The sequence below is a fragment of the uncultured Tenacibaculum sp. genome (assembly GCF_947502995.1).
Lineage (GTDB): Bacteria > Bacteroidota > Bacteroidia > Flavobacteriales > Flavobacteriaceae > Polaribacter.
On sequence record NZ_CANNBW010000011.1, the window covers coordinates 39,151 to 54,980 of the forward strand.

Below are 15,830 nucleotides of genomic sequence, written 5' to 3' on the forward strand. Positions count from 1 at the left end.
TGCTTTTTTATTATTCAATATATATTTTAAGTCTTTTGCTTCTTCTTTTTAGCAGCTGGAAACAGAACATTATTTAAAATTAAACGATATCCAGGTGAAGTTGGATGTAAATCTAACTCTGTCTTTGGATCCCCTACTCTATGTTGATAATCTTCAGGATCATGTCCTCCATAAAAAGTAAATAAACCTTTCCCTTTTGTTCCATGAATGTATCTTGCTTCTCTATTGGTTTTATTCTCTCCTAAAACCATTACATTAGACTTAACAGCTCTTCTCTCAAAAGAAGTTGTTTGCCCCATAAAACCTTTTACAAGTTGAGTATGATTTTGACATAACATTGTTGGAACTTGATCCCATTTTGCAGAAAAATCTTTCAAAACAAAATAATCTACTTCTTTATTAATTCTTCTCTTTCTTGTCATATCTATTGAAGAAAACTCATAAGTAGTTGGGTTACGAATTAATTCGAAATTTTTAAATGCAAAGGTTTTGTTATAATCAATTTTCGATTGATAATTTGGTTCAGAAGGATCTCCATCAAACATAGCTTCACAAATATCTACACCATCTGCTGCTAAAGCAATATCAAAACTATCGGTAGCAGAACACATAGCAAACATAAATCCTCCCCCAATAACAAAATCTCTAATCTTTTTAGATACATCTCGTTTTGCTTCAGAAACTTTACTATATCCTAATTTTGTAGCTAAGGCTTCAGCATCTTTCTTTTGTTGAATATACCAAGGAGCAGTTCTAAAAGCTCCGTAAAAACGTCCATACTGTCCTGTAAAATCTTCATGATGTAAGTGCAACCACTCATATAATAACAATTTATCAGATAGTACTTCTTCATCGTAAACAACATCAAAAGGTATTTCTGCATAAGTTAATACCATAGTTACAGCGTCATCCCAAGGCATTTTATCTTTTGGTGAATACACTGCTATTTTAGGAGCTTTCTCTAAAGTTACAGCTTCTTGATTTTTACTTGGTGATGATATCTCTTCTAATATTAATTGAGATTTAGCATCTGAAATTACTTCGTAAGAAACTCCTCTTATTTTACATTCGTTAACAACAGCATCATTATGCTCAATTAAAAAAGCTCCTCCATCGTAATTTAATAACCACTTCGCCTTTAATCCATTTTGAAGTCCGTAATAAACAATACCGTAAGCTTTTAAATGGTTTTTTTGATTATCATGACTCATCGGCAAGTAAATAAATGATGCCGATACTGTATTTGATAATAATATAATTACTAGTAATATTATGTATTTCTTCATATGTAAAAACTAAAATACACAATTACCATAAAGCAATTGTGTATTTTAATATTTTTTGTGATTTGTTTATTGTTATTTTTCTGTCCAATCTTTAATTTTCTTATCTAATTCAGGAAATCCCATATACGAAGCAAAGATGGCTATTGGCATTCCTATGATAGTTTTAAAAAAACCTTTAGGATCTTTTTTATATTCATAACTGTATCCCCAAATAAATATGAATAGATATATAGATATTACTATTATGATAAAAACTGTTCCCACTTTTTAAGTTTAGAAAGGTACATCGTCATTAAAATCCGGAGTTGAAGGTGGTTCTGGAGCTCCAAAAGCATCTGCAGCAGATGGAGATGGTAAAGAACCAGACTCAAATGTATTCATACTAGATTGAAATTCACTACTAAATCCTTCTTCTAAATCTGAGAATTTAGCTAAATGTCCTGTAAACTTCAATCGAATATTATCTAAACCACCATTACGGTGTTTTGCAACAATAAATTCTCCTTGACCTTCACAAGGTGAATGATCATCGTCATCCCATTCTGTCATTCCATAATATTCAGGACGGAAAATAAATGATACAATATCGGCATCCTGCTCAATTGCTCCAGATTCACGAAGATCGGATAAAAGCGGACGTTTACTTCCTCCACGTGTTTCTACCGAACGTGATAACTGAGATAATGCAATTACTGGTACATCTAATTCCTTTGCTAAAGCTTTTAAGTTACGTGAAATCATCGATATCTCTTGTTCACGGTTACCTCCTGCTCCACCAGCTGTCATTAACTGTAAATAATCAATAATTAAAATTTTTACATCGTGTTGAGATACTAAACGACGAGCTTTTGCACGTAAGTCGAAAATAGATAATGCTGGAGTATCATCAATATAAATAGGCGCATCAGATAGTTTCTTAACTTTTACGTTTAATTGCTCCCATTCATGTGGTTCTAAATTTCCTTTACGCAATTTCTCAGAAGTTAAACCTGTTTCTGAAGAAATCATACGGGTAATTAACTGTACAGATGACATCTCTAAAGAGAATAATGCAACCCCGTGATTAAAATCAATAGCCATATTTTTTGCCATCGAAATTACGAATGCTGTTTTTCCCATACCTGGACGAGCAGCAATAATAATTAAATCCGTTGGTTGCCATCCAGAAGTAAGTGCATCTAGCTTAGTGAAACCAGTTGCTAAACCACTCATTCCTTCTTTATTTGAAATCTCTTGGATTTTATTGATTGCCTGTTGTACAAGCGATTGAGCATTCTCTGCTCCTTTTTTAAGATTTCCTTGCGTTACTTCAAAAAGTTTTCCTTCGGCATCATCTAATAAATCAAAAACATCTGTAGTTTCGTCATAAGCACTTTCAATAATTTCCGAAGAAATAGAAATTAATTTTCTCTGAATAAACTTTTCAAGTATAATTCTCGAGTGAAACTCAATATGAGCAGAAGAAGCTACCTTTTGTGTTAAACCAATAATGTAAAAATCTCCACCAGCTATTTCTAGTTTTCCTTCTTTCCTTAATTGATTAGATACGGTTAATAAATCTATTGGCTCAGAATTCTGAAATAAAGCATAAACAGCTGCATATATTTCTTGATGTCTTTTATCATAAAAAGCTTCAGGATGCAAAATATCGATTACTTCATCAATCCCCTTCTTATCTGTCATCATAGCTCCTAAAACCGCCTCCTCAAGATCTAATGCTTGTGGTGGAAGTTTTCCTTTCTCTAAATTTACAACTCTAGAACGGTCAACTCTACCTCCCCTTAAACTTTGTGTTTTCTCCATGGTGACAAAAGTAATTTTTTAGGTTCATATTGTTCCTTGTTTTATACATTTTTCTTTTTTCACAAAAAATGTAAACAAAACTGTTACTAACATGTTGATAACATTTTAGTTTTATATTTTTACGTAATGAAATTACAAAAGAAACATGTAATAGTTGCTATATTATTACCATTACAATTCTTCCTAGTACAACTTTTAAGCCAAAAACCAGAGTTCATTGAACGATATTATTCTACAGGAATATATCCATATATCTCTAGATTTTTTAGAATTCTTTTAGGTTGGTTACCTTTTTCTTTCGGAGATGTTTTAGGACTTACTCTAATTATTCTCTTTGTTCGTCAGCTTTATATTTTAATTAAAAATAAATTAAAAAACATATTTCCTAAACTAGTACAACTTATTGCTGTTTTATCTGTAGTTTATTTTTGTTTTTATATGTTTTGGGGATTAAATTATTTTAGAAAACCTTTAGCTAACAACTTAGGTTTACAACAATCTAAATATACTACAGAACAATTAATTAGAACTACAAAAAAAACTATTGAGATTTTCAATAGCATTCATTTCAACATAACAAAAAACGATACATTAAAAATTAATGTTCCTTATTCGTCAAGTGAAATTTATGCTAAAGTACCTGATGCTTACAAAAAAGTAGCAGTTGATTATCCGCAACTTGCATATAAAAATACTGCTATAAAAAACTCATTAGTTAGTTTATTTCAATCTTACAACGGAACTGCAGGATATTTAAATCCAATAACAGGTGAAGCTCAAGTAAATAGTATGCTTCCAAAATCAGGTTATCCCGCAACTACTTGTCATGAAGTTGCACATCAGATTGGTTGGTCGGCAGAAAATGACGCTAATTTCTTAGGATTTTTAGCTTGTACTTATAGTGATGATGTTTATTTTAATTACTCTGGTTATCGAATGGCATTTCGATATTGTATGCGAGAAATAAGAAAACGTGACAAAGAATTATATAAAGAACTTTGGAAAACAGTAAATAAGGGCATAAAAAAAGAACTAAACGACAATTATTTATTTTGGAAAAAGTATGAAAACCCTATTGAACCTTACTTAAAAAAAGGATATAATTCTTATTTAAAAGCGAATAATCAAACAAAAGGAATAGAATCTTACAGCTATGTTGTAGATTTGCTTATTGCTTATTTTGAACAAAAATAATTATGACAAAGTATTTACTATTTTTCTTTACTGCATTTATATTTATATCATGTGATTCTAACGAATTAAGTAAAGAATTTGCCTGTGAGTCTCCTTCTCCAGGTAATTTAGAAACAGTTGAAGATTTTAAGAAAAAATTCACTGTAAAGTTCCCAAAACACTGGAAGATTAATTTGTATTATGAAGAAGCTGTTTCTTCTATTTATGCGGCAGATACGACATTAAGTTTATCTAAAGCTACTTTAATCGATATTTCTTTTATCACAAACCCAGACAATATTGATAATGATTTTATTAATAAAGTGAAAAGCGATAATAAAGAGTTACAACTTGAAGAAGTACAATCGAAACAAATACAATTCAAAAGAAACGACGCATATTATAATTTAGCTAAAGGAAAAAGAGGAAAGTTTAATTACCATATTTTAAATCTTTATGGGAAAACTGAAACTGGTTTTATACATGCTAAAACAGAAATTTATGGTGACTCATTAATTAATGAGAGACTTTGCTCTGCAATTACTTTAATTAATAATGTACATGTAAAATAAACATTCAAAAAACAAACAAAACATAAATGAACAAACAAAACATAATTAATAGATTTATTAAATACGTAACAATTGATACTGAATCTGATCCTACAAATCCTGCTTTTCCAAGTACTGAAAAACAATGGGATTTAGCTAGATTATTAGAAAAGGAATTAATCAGTATTGGAATGGAAGATGTAGAATTGGATGAAAATTGTTATTTAATGGCTACATTACCAAGTAATATTGATTATGAAGTACCAACAATTGGTTTTGTTGCACATATAGACACAAGTCCTGATTACACTGGAGCAAATGTAAAACCTCAAATTCATGAGAATTACAATGGCGAAGATATTGTTTTAAACCAAAAAGAGAATATTGTTTTATCTCCTTCATATTTTGAAGATTTATTACAGTATAAAGGTCAAACCTTAATTACAACAGATGGTACAACTTTATTAGGAGCAGATGATAAAGCTGGAGTTACAGAAATTGTAACTGCGATGGAGTATTTAATTCAGCATCCAGAAATTAAACACGGGAAAATCAGAATTTGTTTTACTCCAGATGAAGAAGTTGGAAAAGGAGCTCACAAATTTGATGTAGAAAAGTTTGGAGCAAAATGGGCATACACAATGGATGGAAGCCAAATCGGTGAATTAGAATATGAAAACTTCAATGCTGCAGGTGCAGTTGTTACAATAGAAGGAAAAATTGTTCATCCTGGTTATGCTAAAGGAAAAATGGTGAATTCTATGACTATTGCCAGCCAATTCATTAATACTTTACCTGCAAATGAAGTTCCAGAACAAACTACAGGTTATGAAGGTTTTTTCCATTTACACACAATGGAAGGTAAAGTTGAACAAACTGTTTTAAAATACATCATTAGAGATCATGACATGGAACTTTTTCAGCAAAGGAAAGAAACTATGAAGTCTGCTGCTGAAAAAATTAATAATGAACTTGGTAAAGAAGCAATTAAAGTAGAGATTAAAGATCAGTATTTTAACATGCGTGAAAAGGTTGAACCTGTAATGTATATCGTAGACATTGCTGAAGAAGTAATGAAAGATTTAAGCATTACGCCATTAATTAAACCTATTAGAGGAGGAACTGATGGTTCTCAATTATCTTATATGGGACTTCCTTGCCCTAATATCTTTGCTGGAGGACATAATTTTCATGGTAGGTACGAATATGTTCCTGTTGAATCTATGATTAAAGCTTCAGAAGTTATTGTTGGTATAGCTGAAAAAGTTTCAGTGAAGTTTAAATAGAAAATTTACTACATATTATAAAAAGAAAAAACTCTGGTGAAGAAATACCAGAGTTTTTAATTAACCTCCTATTAAAATCAAATATATGAAAACACTCCCATCAATTTTGATTTCGAGACAAAGATAATACTATTTTTTACCAAAAACCAAAGAAAAATTGCAATTTGTAATAAAAAAATGTAATTTTTTCACATAATAGGCTATTGTGTTATATTCTCTTATTCAATTTTTTTTAAATTTTTATATCAATACATTTGAAAAAAATTAATTTTAAAAATGGAGAACAACTTACTATTAGATTTAGCAAAGAAGCATGGAAGTCCTTTATATGTGTATGATACAGAAAAGATTACAAGCCAATATAAAAGAATTACAAAAGCTTTCTCTAAGGTAAAGAATGTAAAAATTAATTACGCTACTAAGGCATTATCTAATGTTAATATATTAAAGGTATTTAATAAATTAGGAAGTGGCTTAGATACTGTATCTATTCAAGAAGTTAAGCTAGGTTTATTAGCTGGATTTGAGCCAAAAGACATTATTTACACTCCAAATGGTGTTTCTTTAAAAGAAATTGAAGATGTAGCAAAGCTTGGTGTACAAATAAATATTGATAATTTATCTATTTTAGAATTATTCGGTCAAAAGCATCCAAACATTCCGGTTTGTATCAGAATAAATCCTCATGTAATGGCAGGTGGAAATTCTAAAATTTCTGTTGGACATATCGATTCGAAATTTGGAATTTCAATACATCAGGTTCCACATATAAAAAGAGTAGTAGAAAACACAGGTATGAATATAAATGGTATTCATATGCATACAGGTTCTGATATTTTAGATGTAGATACTTTTTTAATGGCTACTGAAATTCTTTTCAACACCGCAAAAGAATTTAAAAACATTGAATTTATTGACTTTGGTAGTGGTTTTAAAGTTCCTTACAAAGAAGGTGATATTGCTACAAATATTGAAGATTTAGGAAAACATTTATCTAAAAGGTTTAATGATTTCTGTAAAGAATATGGAAGAGATTTAACTTTAATGTTTGAACCTGGTAAATTTTTAGTGAGTCAAGCAGGATATTTCTTAGCTACGGTAAATGTTATTAAACAAACTACCTCTACTGTATTTGCGGGAATTGATAGTGGTTTAAATCACCTTATTCGTCCTATGTTTTATAACTCGTACCACTTTATAGAAAACTTATCTAATCCTAAAGGAAGAGAACGTTTTTATAGTATTGTAGGATATATATGCGAAACAGATACTTTTGGTACAAACCGAAGAATTAATGAAATTAGAGAGGATGATATTTTATGTTTCCATAATGCTGGAGCATATTGTTTCTCTATGGCATCCAATTATAATTCTCGATACAGACCTGCAGAAGTTATGATTCATGAAGGTAAAGATTATTTAATACGAAAAAGGGAAACCTTCGAAGATATTATGAGAAACCAAGAAATGGTAATTTAACTTATAAAAAAACTCCGACTTTCGTCGGAGTTTTAGTTTCTTATATAATTAAATAATCCCCTAAATAAATTATATAAAAGTATATGCACTAGCAATTTGCAACTTATTCAAGGATTTTTTAACAGGAAAAATCCTGTTTTTGAAATAGGAAAACCGCAATTTAAATTGCGGTTTTCTGCATTTACCAAATATTTTAGGTTTAATACAAATAAAAAACACACTCAAATGAGTGTGTTTTTATATTTCTTTTAAAGTATTTAACTGATCTTATTTCTCAGCAACAACTTCAAATACGATATCAACGATAACTGATCTGTGTAAACGAACAGCTGCGTTGTATTTACCTAATCTTTTAACATTACCACCAGTAACTTTGATAAATTTCTTATCGATCTCTGTACCTTGCTTAGCTAAAGCAGCAGCAACATCAATGTTATTTACAGATCCAAATAATTTATCTCCACTTCCTACTTTAGAAGCGATCTTTAATTCGTAACCTTTAACAGTCTCAGCTAATTTATTAGCATCTTCTACTAACTTAGCTTCTTTAAAAGCACGTTGCTTTAAGTTTTCTGCTAATACTTTTTTAGCTGAAGAAGTAGCTAAAACTGCATATCCTTGAGGTATTAGGTAATTACGTCCATAACCATTCTTAACAGTTACAACATCATCTTTAAAACCTAAATTTTCTACGTCTTGTCTTAATATCAATTCCATTGTTCTACTCCTTTTTTATTTTAACATATCACCAACGTATGGCATTAAAGCTAAGTGACGAGCTCTTTTGATAGCTTGTGCAACTTTACGTTGATATTTTAATGAAGTTCCTGTTAAACGTCTTGGTAAGATTTTACCTTGCTCGTTTACTAAGTACATTAAGAAATCAGCATCTTTGTAATCGATGTACTTGATACCGTTCTTTTTGAAACGACAGTATTTAGCTTCCTTTTTTGTTTCAATGTCAAGTGGAGTTAAGTAACGTACTTCTCCTTGCTTGTTTCCTTTTGCTTGTTGTTCAATTGATGACATAACTGATTACTTTTTTGCAGATTTAACACGTTCTCTTCTCTTCTCAGCCCAAGCTGCAGCATGCTTGTCTAACTTTACAGTTAAATAACGCATGATACTATCGTCACGTCTGAACTCTAATTCAAACGGTGCAATAGTTTCACCTGCTACTTTGTACTCGAATAAGTGATAAAAACCACTCTTCTTCTTTTGAATTGGGTACGCTAATTTCTTTAATCCCCAATTTTCTTTGTGGATCATTTCTGCACCTTTAGAAACCAAATAGTCCTCGAACTTTTTTACTGTTTCCTTTATCTGAGTCTCAGATAAAACGGGATTCAAAATGAAAACAGTTTCGTAATGATTCATAATTAAATGTTTAAATTAATTTTTTAAAGCGTGCAAATATAACATTTATATCTCTAATAAATACAGATTAAAAACAAATATTTTTCTTTTTAGTATATTCACCAAAACAAACCCTAACTTATGACTGTACCTGAAATGCCAGAATTGGTTCATTATGCTATCCCCTTTTTTGTAATTACTGTAATTGTTGAAGCTATTTTAACAGTAAAAGTTAAACTCGATGATTATGAGTTTAAAGACGCCTATACCTCTATTTTAATGGGATTGGGTAATGTTTTCATTGGTTTATTTACTAAAGGGGTTATGTTAGCTATTTTTTTATTCTTATACGAATATAGAATTTTTACAATTCCTTTTGTATGGTGGACTTGGATTATTCTATTGTTTGCTGAAGATTTTGTATACTATTGGAATCATAGAATAGCACATGAAAGTAGATTATTTTGGGCGAGCCATGTAGTACACCACTCTTCACAGAAATATAATTTAAGTACAGCTTTGCGTCAAACTTGGACAGGTAGTTTTTATACTTTTGTTTTTTGGCTTCCTTTAATATTTATTGGTTTTCACCCAGCCATGGTTATGGTTCAAATGAGTATTAATTTATTGTATCAATACTGGATTCATACTGAATTAATACAGAAAATGCCTAATTGGTTTGAAGCCATTTTTAATACTCCGAGTCATCATAGAGTTCATCACGCAACAAATCCTCAATACTTAGACAGGAATCATGCTGGTATTTTTATTATTTGGGATAAGATATTTGGAACTTTTGAACCTGAAGTAGAAAAACCTGTTTATGGATTAGTTAAAAATATTGATACTTACAATCCTATTAAAATTGCTTTTGTTGAATGGTATCATATGCTTTCTGATGTATTTAAAAGTAAAACATCTGTAAGAAAAAGATTTTTATATTTTTTTAAACCTCCTGGATGGAAACACGATGGTACAGGAATTTTATCAGACGATTTAAGAGCCGAATGGGAAAAGAAAAAGTAGCGGAAATTCCGCTACTTTTACTAAAGTTTAGTTGATATCGAAACGAACTCCTAAAGATATGTTTCGAGTATTGGTATTTTTGAATAATGGATTTAAATCATATTTTAAATACAGTCCGTACCATTTGTATGACAAATAAGCACTTAATCCATAATTTAAAGTATTCATGTTAAAAGGATCTTTTTGAATCTCTTCAATCTCAATACCATTACTATTTTCATATTCTAAGTATTGTCTTGTACCCAATTTAAATCCAAAGAAACCTCCTACACCTAAACGAATTCCTTTGTTTGTTCTATCCTTTACAAAACCATCATCGTATTTTTTATTTTTTGAAAAATCAAATTCTAAATGCATTGGAAAAATCATTTGTACATGACGTAATCTACTTTCTTTAAGTTGTTCAGAAAACGTAACTAGATTAGTTTGATCTCCATTTACTTCATGAATCTGATTATTATCTAATCTTAAATTATTCCATAAAAAAGAAAGTCCGTATTTAAAATAAGTTTTAGAAGCTTCTTTTGAAAGTCTTGTTTTTAAAGAAAAACCTACTTCATAAAAATGAGATTGCCAAAATTTGTATTCAGAATCGTTTATAGAACCCAAATTATGGTTTTCTATCACATTATTTGATCCCGCAGCAACAACTATTTGACTTGTAGTTCTCTTATTTCTTTTTCTACTTCTTTTTCTTCTACGTTCTCCAACTGAAGAATCACTAAAAGCTATTCCATTATCAAAAATTTGAAAATTAAAAATATAGTCATTAAAATCTGCATCATCACTTACAATCTTTCCTGTAGTTTTATCTTGAACTAATTGTTGAAGCTTTAATTCTTCTTTACTAACTCTGTTTTCTATATTTGAAGCGTGTAACTCTGCTACTTCTTTTTTTAATTGTTTTGCTTTTTCTTCTGTAATTTCTCCTTTACTTAATCTTTTATTAATAGCTTTTACTTTTTTCTTTAAGCTGTCTTTTTCTTGTTTCGTAATTTTCTCTATTTCAATTGAAATTTTCTTTACCTCTTTTTCAAAAATTTTCTCTTGAGATTGGGCATAAGTAGTACATAGAAGTACTAATATTAGTAGTATTCTTTTCATTTTTTAAATTTTAAATTAAACGTGATTTAAAGTTTGGTAAGACTAATTATCGATAATTATTTTTAATATTTTTTCTAGTTATTTCTTTCCGCTATTGCGACAATAACTTCTGATAGCTTTGATTTAAATTTATCCATAAAATTCTCTTGATAATAAGATTCATCTATAGCATTTTCAACTTCTGCTAAGATTACTTCAGGATCTATTTTTAAATTCGATTTACTTAATTTATATCTTACAGTATCTATAATATCATTTCGATTTATATTGTATTTAGCATAATATTCTTTCACCTGTTCGGGAGTATGCGTTACCGCATACAATAAATCATCTGCATTTACGTAAATTCTTTTTGTTGTTGGAATTACTGATTTTATTTTTTGTACTACTACTGTATCTTTTGTTAACTCTTGCTTTACTGCTAATAGCTTATCATCTTTAATTTCAGCTTTTACAAAATCTATCTTTTTATTAAATTCTTTCTGAGTTAACTTAATATCTTGATTCTTATCTATTGTTTTTGTAGTTGCTTTATTTTTTTCAACCTCATCTGTTTTGGCTAAAACTACTGGTTGAATATCTTCTTTTATAGTTGTTTCTAATATTTCGTTGTCTTTAACCTTAATATTTGTTTTAGTAACAATTTCTTCTTTTGGAAACTCAATTGAGTTGTTAGTTTCTCCTTTCAAATAAAAAATTCCTATTGAAACTAACAATAAAATACTTGCTACATAACCTAAAACAACCATTTTGTTCTTACGCTTAGACTGATCGACTTCATCTAACTGATTGCTTAGTCTTTCCCAAGCTGAACCAGAAGGTGATAATCTTCTATTTTTAAGCTTTTCAGCTATTTGTTTGTCAAAATTATCTGTCTGCATCTTTAATCCTATTCATTTTAATATAATTAGCTTGTAACCATTTACGAGCTTTAAATAATTGTGATTTAGAAGTACTTTCTGAAATAGATAGCTTCTTAGCTATTTCGTGATGTTTATAACCTTCTATAGCATACAAATTGAAAACCATTTTATAACCATTAGGTAAGGCGTCAATTAATTTTTGAATATCTTCTACTGAGGTGTTTTCAACATTATGTGTAATCAAATCATTAAATTGATATTCTTCATCTGTAAATTCTAAGTGATTTTTCTTTCTTAAGTAACTAATACAAGTATTCACCATTATTTTTCTAATCCAACCTTCAAAGCTTCCTTCGTTTTTAAATTTCTCTAAATTTTTAAAAACCTTTAAAAAACCTTGTAACATTAAATCTTCTGCATGATGAATATCTTTTACATATTGCCTACATACACTAAGCATAACAGGAGCGTGTTCATTAAATATTTGCTCTTGAGCTTCACGATCTCCTTTAATCGCTTTTTTACGTTGCTGTTGTGATTTTGTATGTAAAGAAATTATTTTCAATTCACTGTTTTTATCCTCTTACAAAGATATAGACTACATAGTTTTGAAAAAGGTTGCCTGAATAAAACATAAAACCTTCTAAATTTTGGTTTAGAAGGTTTAAAGCTACATACACAAGATGTAAATCGGGGGAAAGAAAGTATTTTGATTTTAGATTTACTTACATCATAAATTTACATATTAATTAAAGTTCTACAAAGAGGAAAAACCCCTTTTTAACTCACTGAATAACAGCTGTTTGTCCAGTGTTTTTGTTTAACATTTCTATTCATAAAAGAAACAAAAAAAACAACAAAAAAACTCAATCAACTGAATTACAGTTGCTTGAGTTTTTTTTCAAGAAAATTTGAAGTGTTAAACAATTTTAACGCTTATTAAGAAAAATGAAATTTACCAACTAACACCAGCTCCTCCTCCTCCAGAACTTCCACCTCCCCAACTTGAAGATGAAGAACTACTACTCCAACTACTTCCTCCTGAAGAATAGCTACTAGATGATTGAGATCTCACTTTTTTAGGTATTGTTATTATCACTGAGTTTGTATAATGACAATTTCTACATAAATAAATTTCTTCTTTTTCCCCTGACCTTTCGTATGTGGCACTTGTTATTATTCTTGTACTCGAACGTCCGTAGGTTTTATAACCACATTCTTTACAATCGGAATACTTTCTACTTGAACCTTCATACTCTAGAACCATCACATCAGATTCGTCTTCTGTGGCCCATACATCATACTCTGCTGAATCTAATTTTTCTTCTAAAATTTCACCTTCCTTTAAAAACTTATTTTCTGCCCAAGCATTTAGCAATTCCATTTTCTGTCCATTAACTCTGCTAAACCTTGGAGCATAACGATACTCTTTTAATTTCTTTTTTCTGGTAATGTATCTGAAATACGCATATATTGGAAAAAACACTCCTAAAAACAATGACAAACAACCTAAAGCTCCTTTAGTTGTGTCTTTTAATTCATTATACTTATCATAATAATCTTCTTTGCTATTATCTATAATTGCTATTTTCTCCTTCATTCGTTGAAAAAGCACTCCATTTAAACTTGCATAAACTAGTACTAATATTAGTAATGGTAAGAATGTTAAAAAAGTTTTATAAGGAGACGATTCTTTAGAATCTAGATATTGATCATACACAGAACTTAAAGATGAATTTCTCTTTTCTGGGTAACTAATATCTTGAGAATATACTTCTTCAATATTTTTAGGATCTTCAATTATTTGTTTTACTTTATTTGAAGCCGAAATTAAACCTAACCCAAATTCACCTTTTTTAAAGTTAGGCACTATTTCATCTGTTCCAATTCTATGACAAATTAAATCCGTTAAAATTGGTTCTAAACCATAACCTACTTCAAATTCTGTTCTTCGCTGATCTATAACAGTTAAGATTAACAAACCATTGTCTTTATCAGCTTGACCAATACCCCACTTTTCAAATAGCTTTACTGCAAAATCTTTAGGAACTTCATTTCCGATACTTTTTAAAATTACAACTGCAACTTGAGCTGTAGAATTTTCTTCCAACTCCCAAAGAATCGAGTTGATCTTATATTCTTCAGATGGATTAATATAATTGTTAGGATCTGATACAAATCCATTTGAACTACCCTTTTTAGGATCTGGAACATTATCAACTTTATAAATACTTATGTTTTCATATTTGGGACTTATAAATGTTGATGGTGGTATTCGTTGCTCTACAATGCTATCTTGTTCATAAAAATGAAATAAATTATTAGCATTCATTACTCCATGAAATAAAATAAAGCAAAAACACCACAATAGTTTAAAGTTAGCTTTCATAACAAATAGTTCGGTTTATAGATTTAAAATGGCATTTACTCTTTTTAGTTCTTTTTTGAATAAAATTTCTTCTACTTCTTGATTATAAAAAGGAACCACTTTATTTAATAGGTCTTTATTTTCTTGATTTTGTAACAATTCTGGAAAAGCTTTTTCTAATACTTCAAACATGATGGCTGTTGCTGTTGATGCTCCTGGAGATGCACCCAACAAACAAGTAATGCTTCCATCTTTACTACTAATTACTTCAGTTCCGAATCGTAACTGACCTCCTTCGAATTCATCTTTCTTAATAATTTGAACACGTTGACCTGCTTTTACAACATCCCAATCTTCACTTTTCGCATTCTTCATAAACTTACGAAGCGAATCCATTCGGTCTTCTTTATTCATTAATACTTGATGAACTAAATACTTTGTTAATGGTAAATTGTGCCAAAAAGCTCCTAACATTGGTGAAATATTATCAAACTGAATCGATTTAAATAAATCTAAATTCGATCCTTCTTTCAAAAACTTTGGACTAAAGCCAGCAAATGGACCAAATAATAATGACTTTTTTCCATCGATGTATCTTGTATCTAAATGTGGTGTAGACATAGGTGGATCTCCAATTCCTGCTTTACTGTATACTTTTGCGTTATGCTGATTGATAATTTCTTCATTATTACAAACTAACCATTCTCCACTAACAGGAAAACCACCATAACCTTCTTTCTCTTCTATCTCTACTTTTTGTAGTAATAATAAACTTCCTCCGCCAGCTCCAATAAAAACATGTTTTGCTTCTATATTATGTATCTCATCTGTTTTTGTGTTTTTAGTTGCTACAGTCCAATCTAAATCTGTATCTGGGTCAACATCTAAAACTTCTTGATTACAATATACTGGCGTATCAAATTTTTCTTCTAAAACTTTAAAAAGCGCTTTGGTTAATGCTCCGTAGTTCACTTCTGTTCCTCTATCCATTCGAGAAGCCGCCATAATCTCTTCCTCTACTCTATCTTTCATAATTAATGGGAACCACTTTTCCATTTCTGAAATATCTCTAGTGAAACTAATATTATCGAACATAAAGTGTTCTTTGTAAGCTTTAAACCTTTTTTCGAGATAATCACTATTCGCTTTACCTGTAACCCAGCTATGGTGTTTTACTGGCATTACAAAATCATTAGGGTTGTCTATATATCCATTTTGGGTTAAATATGCCCAAAACTGTTTAGAAATTTCAAATTGAGTACAAATACGAATTGCTTTTTCCATAGCTATAGATCCGTCTTCTTTTTCTGGGCAATAATTTAGTTCACACAAAGCTGCATGTCCAGTTCCTGCATTATTCCAAGCTGCTGAACTCTCTAAAGCTACTTGATCTAAACGTTCAAGGATTAAAATTTTTAAATTAGGATCTAACAATTTAGCTAACAAAGCTAAATTAGCACTCATTATACCACCTCCTACACAAATTAAATCGTACTCTTTTTCGAAATTCATGGATTTTATTTTAGTTTTGAAGT

General features: G+C 29.9%; 16 protein-coding genes. 5 read left to right on the top strand and 11 right to left on the bottom strand.

Features of this window, described 5'->3' with window-relative positions; genetic code table 11:
* Nucleotides 1-26 precede the first annotated feature (26 nt).
* The 3 genes from Q1A46_RS10350 to dnaB form a co-directional block, all read right to left on the bottom strand.
* Nucleotides 27-1,286, bottom strand: coding sequence for an asparagine synthetase B (locus Q1A46_RS10350; protein ID WP_299677768.1), 1,260 nt, complete (start codon nucleotides 1,284-1,286; stop codon nucleotides 27-29).
* Nucleotides 1,287-1,358: 72 nt separating this feature from the next.
* Nucleotides 1,359-1,550, bottom strand: a complete 192-nt coding sequence (locus Q1A46_RS10355; RefSeq protein ID WP_299677771.1) for a hypothetical protein — start codon at nucleotides 1,548-1,550, stop codon at nucleotides 1,359-1,361.
* Nucleotides 1,551-1,559: 9 nt separating this feature from the next.
* The gene (gene dnaB / locus Q1A46_RS10360; protein ID WP_299677774.1) at nucleotides 1,560-3,089 is read right to left on the bottom strand and encodes a replicative DNA helicase; all 1,530 of its coding nucleotides are present in this window, start codon (nucleotides 3,087-3,089) and stop codon (nucleotides 1,560-1,562) included.
* 126 nt (nucleotides 3,090-3,215) lie between these two features.
* Between dnaB and Q1A46_RS10365 the strand changes: the two genes are divergently transcribed.
* The 4 genes from Q1A46_RS10365 (at nucleotide 3,216) to lysA (ending at nucleotide 7,578) form a co-directional block, all read left to right on the top strand.
* Nucleotides 3,216-4,283: a DUF3810 domain-containing protein gene (locus tag Q1A46_RS10365; protein ID WP_299677777.1), complete on the top strand. Its 1,068-nt coding sequence runs from the start codon at nucleotides 3,216-3,218 to the stop codon at nucleotides 4,281-4,283.
* 2 nt (nucleotides 4,284-4,285) lie between these two features.
* Complete coding sequence (locus tag Q1A46_RS10370; RefSeq protein WP_299677780.1) at nucleotides 4,286-4,834, top strand: hypothetical protein; 549 nt, start codon at nucleotides 4,286-4,288, stop codon at nucleotides 4,832-4,834.
* Between the two features lie 26 nt (nucleotides 4,835-4,860).
* Nucleotides 4,861-6,099, top strand: a complete 1,239-nt coding sequence (gene pepT, locus Q1A46_RS10375) for a peptidase T (RefSeq protein ID WP_299677783.1) — start codon at nucleotides 4,861-4,863, stop codon at nucleotides 6,097-6,099.
* 276 nt (nucleotides 6,100-6,375) lie between these two features.
* A complete protein-coding gene (gene lysA, locus Q1A46_RS10380; RefSeq protein ID WP_299677786.1) occupies nucleotides 6,376-7,578 on the top strand; it encodes a diaminopimelate decarboxylase in 1,203 nt (400 codons plus the stop codon).
* Nucleotides 7,579-7,845: 267 nt separating this feature from the next.
* Here the strand turns inward: lysA and rplI are convergent, their stop codons facing one another.
* From rplI to rpsF, 3 genes are read right to left on the bottom strand one after another with little or no spacing between them, the layout of a single operon-like run.
* The gene (gene rplI, locus Q1A46_RS10385; protein WP_299677789.1) at nucleotides 7,846-8,295 is read right to left on the bottom strand and encodes a 50S ribosomal protein L9; all 450 of its coding nucleotides are present in this window, start codon (nucleotides 8,293-8,295) and stop codon (nucleotides 7,846-7,848) included.
* A 15-nt stretch (nucleotides 8,296-8,310) separates the two neighbouring features.
* Nucleotides 8,311-8,607, bottom strand: coding sequence for a 30S ribosomal protein S18 (rpsR, locus tag Q1A46_RS10390; RefSeq protein ID WP_072554894.1), 297 nt, complete (start codon nucleotides 8,605-8,607; stop codon nucleotides 8,311-8,313).
* Between the two features lie 6 nt (nucleotides 8,608-8,613).
* Nucleotides 8,614-8,955 (bottom strand): 30S ribosomal protein S6, encoded by a 342-nt coding sequence (rpsF, locus tag Q1A46_RS10395; protein WP_299677792.1) that lies wholly within the window; start codon nucleotides 8,953-8,955, stop codon nucleotides 8,614-8,616.
* A 120-nt stretch (nucleotides 8,956-9,075) separates the two neighbouring features.
* Here rpsF and Q1A46_RS10400 point away from each other — a divergent pair, with 120 nt between their 5' ends.
* On the top strand, nucleotides 9,076-9,960 hold the full coding sequence (locus Q1A46_RS10400; protein WP_299677795.1) for a sterol desaturase family protein: 885 nt from the start codon (nucleotides 9,076-9,078) through the stop codon (nucleotides 9,958-9,960).
* 27 nt (nucleotides 9,961-9,987) lie between these two features.
* Here the strand turns inward: Q1A46_RS10400 and Q1A46_RS10405 are convergent, their stop codons facing one another.
* From Q1A46_RS10405 to mqo, 5 genes are all read right to left on the bottom strand, one after another.
* Nucleotides 9,988-11,064 (bottom strand): hypothetical protein, encoded by a 1,077-nt coding sequence (locus Q1A46_RS10405; RefSeq protein ID WP_299677798.1) that lies wholly within the window; start codon nucleotides 11,062-11,064, stop codon nucleotides 9,988-9,990.
* A 74-nt stretch (nucleotides 11,065-11,138) separates the two neighbouring features.
* Complete coding sequence (locus Q1A46_RS10410) at nucleotides 11,139-11,945, bottom strand: hypothetical protein (RefSeq protein ID WP_299677801.1); 807 nt, start codon at nucleotides 11,943-11,945, stop codon at nucleotides 11,139-11,141.
* The gene (locus Q1A46_RS10415) at nucleotides 11,932-12,492 is read right to left on the bottom strand and encodes an RNA polymerase sigma factor (protein WP_299677804.1); all 561 of its coding nucleotides are present in this window, start codon (nucleotides 12,490-12,492) and stop codon (nucleotides 11,932-11,934) included. Before Q1A46_RS10415 ends, Q1A46_RS10410 begins: the two co-directional genes overlap by 14 nt.
* Nucleotides 12,493-12,882: 390 nt before the next feature.
* Nucleotides 12,883-14,316, bottom strand: a complete 1,434-nt coding sequence (locus Q1A46_RS10420) for a YgcG family protein (protein ID WP_299677807.1) — start codon at nucleotides 14,314-14,316, stop codon at nucleotides 12,883-12,885.
* Between the two features lie 15 nt (nucleotides 14,317-14,331).
* A complete protein-coding gene (gene mqo, locus Q1A46_RS10425) occupies nucleotides 14,332-15,807 on the bottom strand; it encodes a malate dehydrogenase (quinone) (RefSeq protein WP_299677810.1) in 1,476 nt (491 codons plus the stop codon).
* Between the last annotated feature and the right edge of the window lie 23 nt (nucleotides 15,808-15,830).

Coding starts and splice junctions, on each gene's coding strand:
- pepT (WP_299677783.1), top strand. CDS start 4,861: ATGAACAAACAAAACATAATTAATAGATTTATTAAATACGTAACAATT.
- dnaB (WP_299677774.1), bottom strand. CDS start 3,089: ATGGAGAAAACACAAAGTTTAAGGGGAGGTAGAGTTGACCGTTCTAGA.
- lysA (WP_299677786.1), top strand. CDS start 6,376: ATGGAGAACAACTTACTATTAGATTTAGCAAAGAAGCATGGAAGTCCT.
- rpsF (WP_299677792.1), bottom strand. CDS start 8,955: ATGAATCATTACGAAACTGTTTTCATTTTGAATCCCGTTTTATCTGAG.
- Q1A46_RS10420 (WP_299677807.1), bottom strand. CDS start 14,316: ATGAAAGCTAACTTTAAACTATTGTGGTGTTTTTGCTTTATTTTATTT.
- Q1A46_RS10400 (WP_299677795.1), top strand. CDS start 9,076: ATGACTGTACCTGAAATGCCAGAATTGGTTCATTATGCTATCCCCTTT.
- Q1A46_RS10365 (WP_299677777.1), top strand. CDS start 3,216: ATGAAATTACAAAAGAAACATGTAATAGTTGCTATATTATTACCATTA.
- Q1A46_RS10370 (WP_299677780.1), top strand. CDS start 4,286: ATGACAAAGTATTTACTATTTTTCTTTACTGCATTTATATTTATATCA.
- Q1A46_RS10350 (WP_299677768.1), bottom strand. CDS start 1,286: ATGAAGAAATACATAATATTACTAGTAATTATATTATTATCAAATACA.
- Q1A46_RS10410 (WP_299677801.1), bottom strand. CDS start 11,945: ATGCAGACAGATAATTTTGACAAACAAATAGCTGAAAAGCTTAAAAAT.
- mqo (WP_299677810.1), bottom strand. CDS start 15,807: ATGAATTTCGAAAAAGAGTACGATTTAATTTGTGTAGGAGGTGGTATA.
- rplI (WP_299677789.1), bottom strand. CDS start 8,295: ATGGAATTGATATTAAGACAAGACGTAGAAAATTTAGGTTTTAAAGAT.
- rpsR (WP_072554894.1), bottom strand. CDS start 8,607: ATGTCATCAATTGAACAACAAGCAAAAGGAAACAAGCAAGGAGAAGTA.
- Q1A46_RS10405 (WP_299677798.1), bottom strand. CDS start 11,064: ATGAAAAGAATACTACTAATATTAGTACTTCTATGTACTACTTATGCC.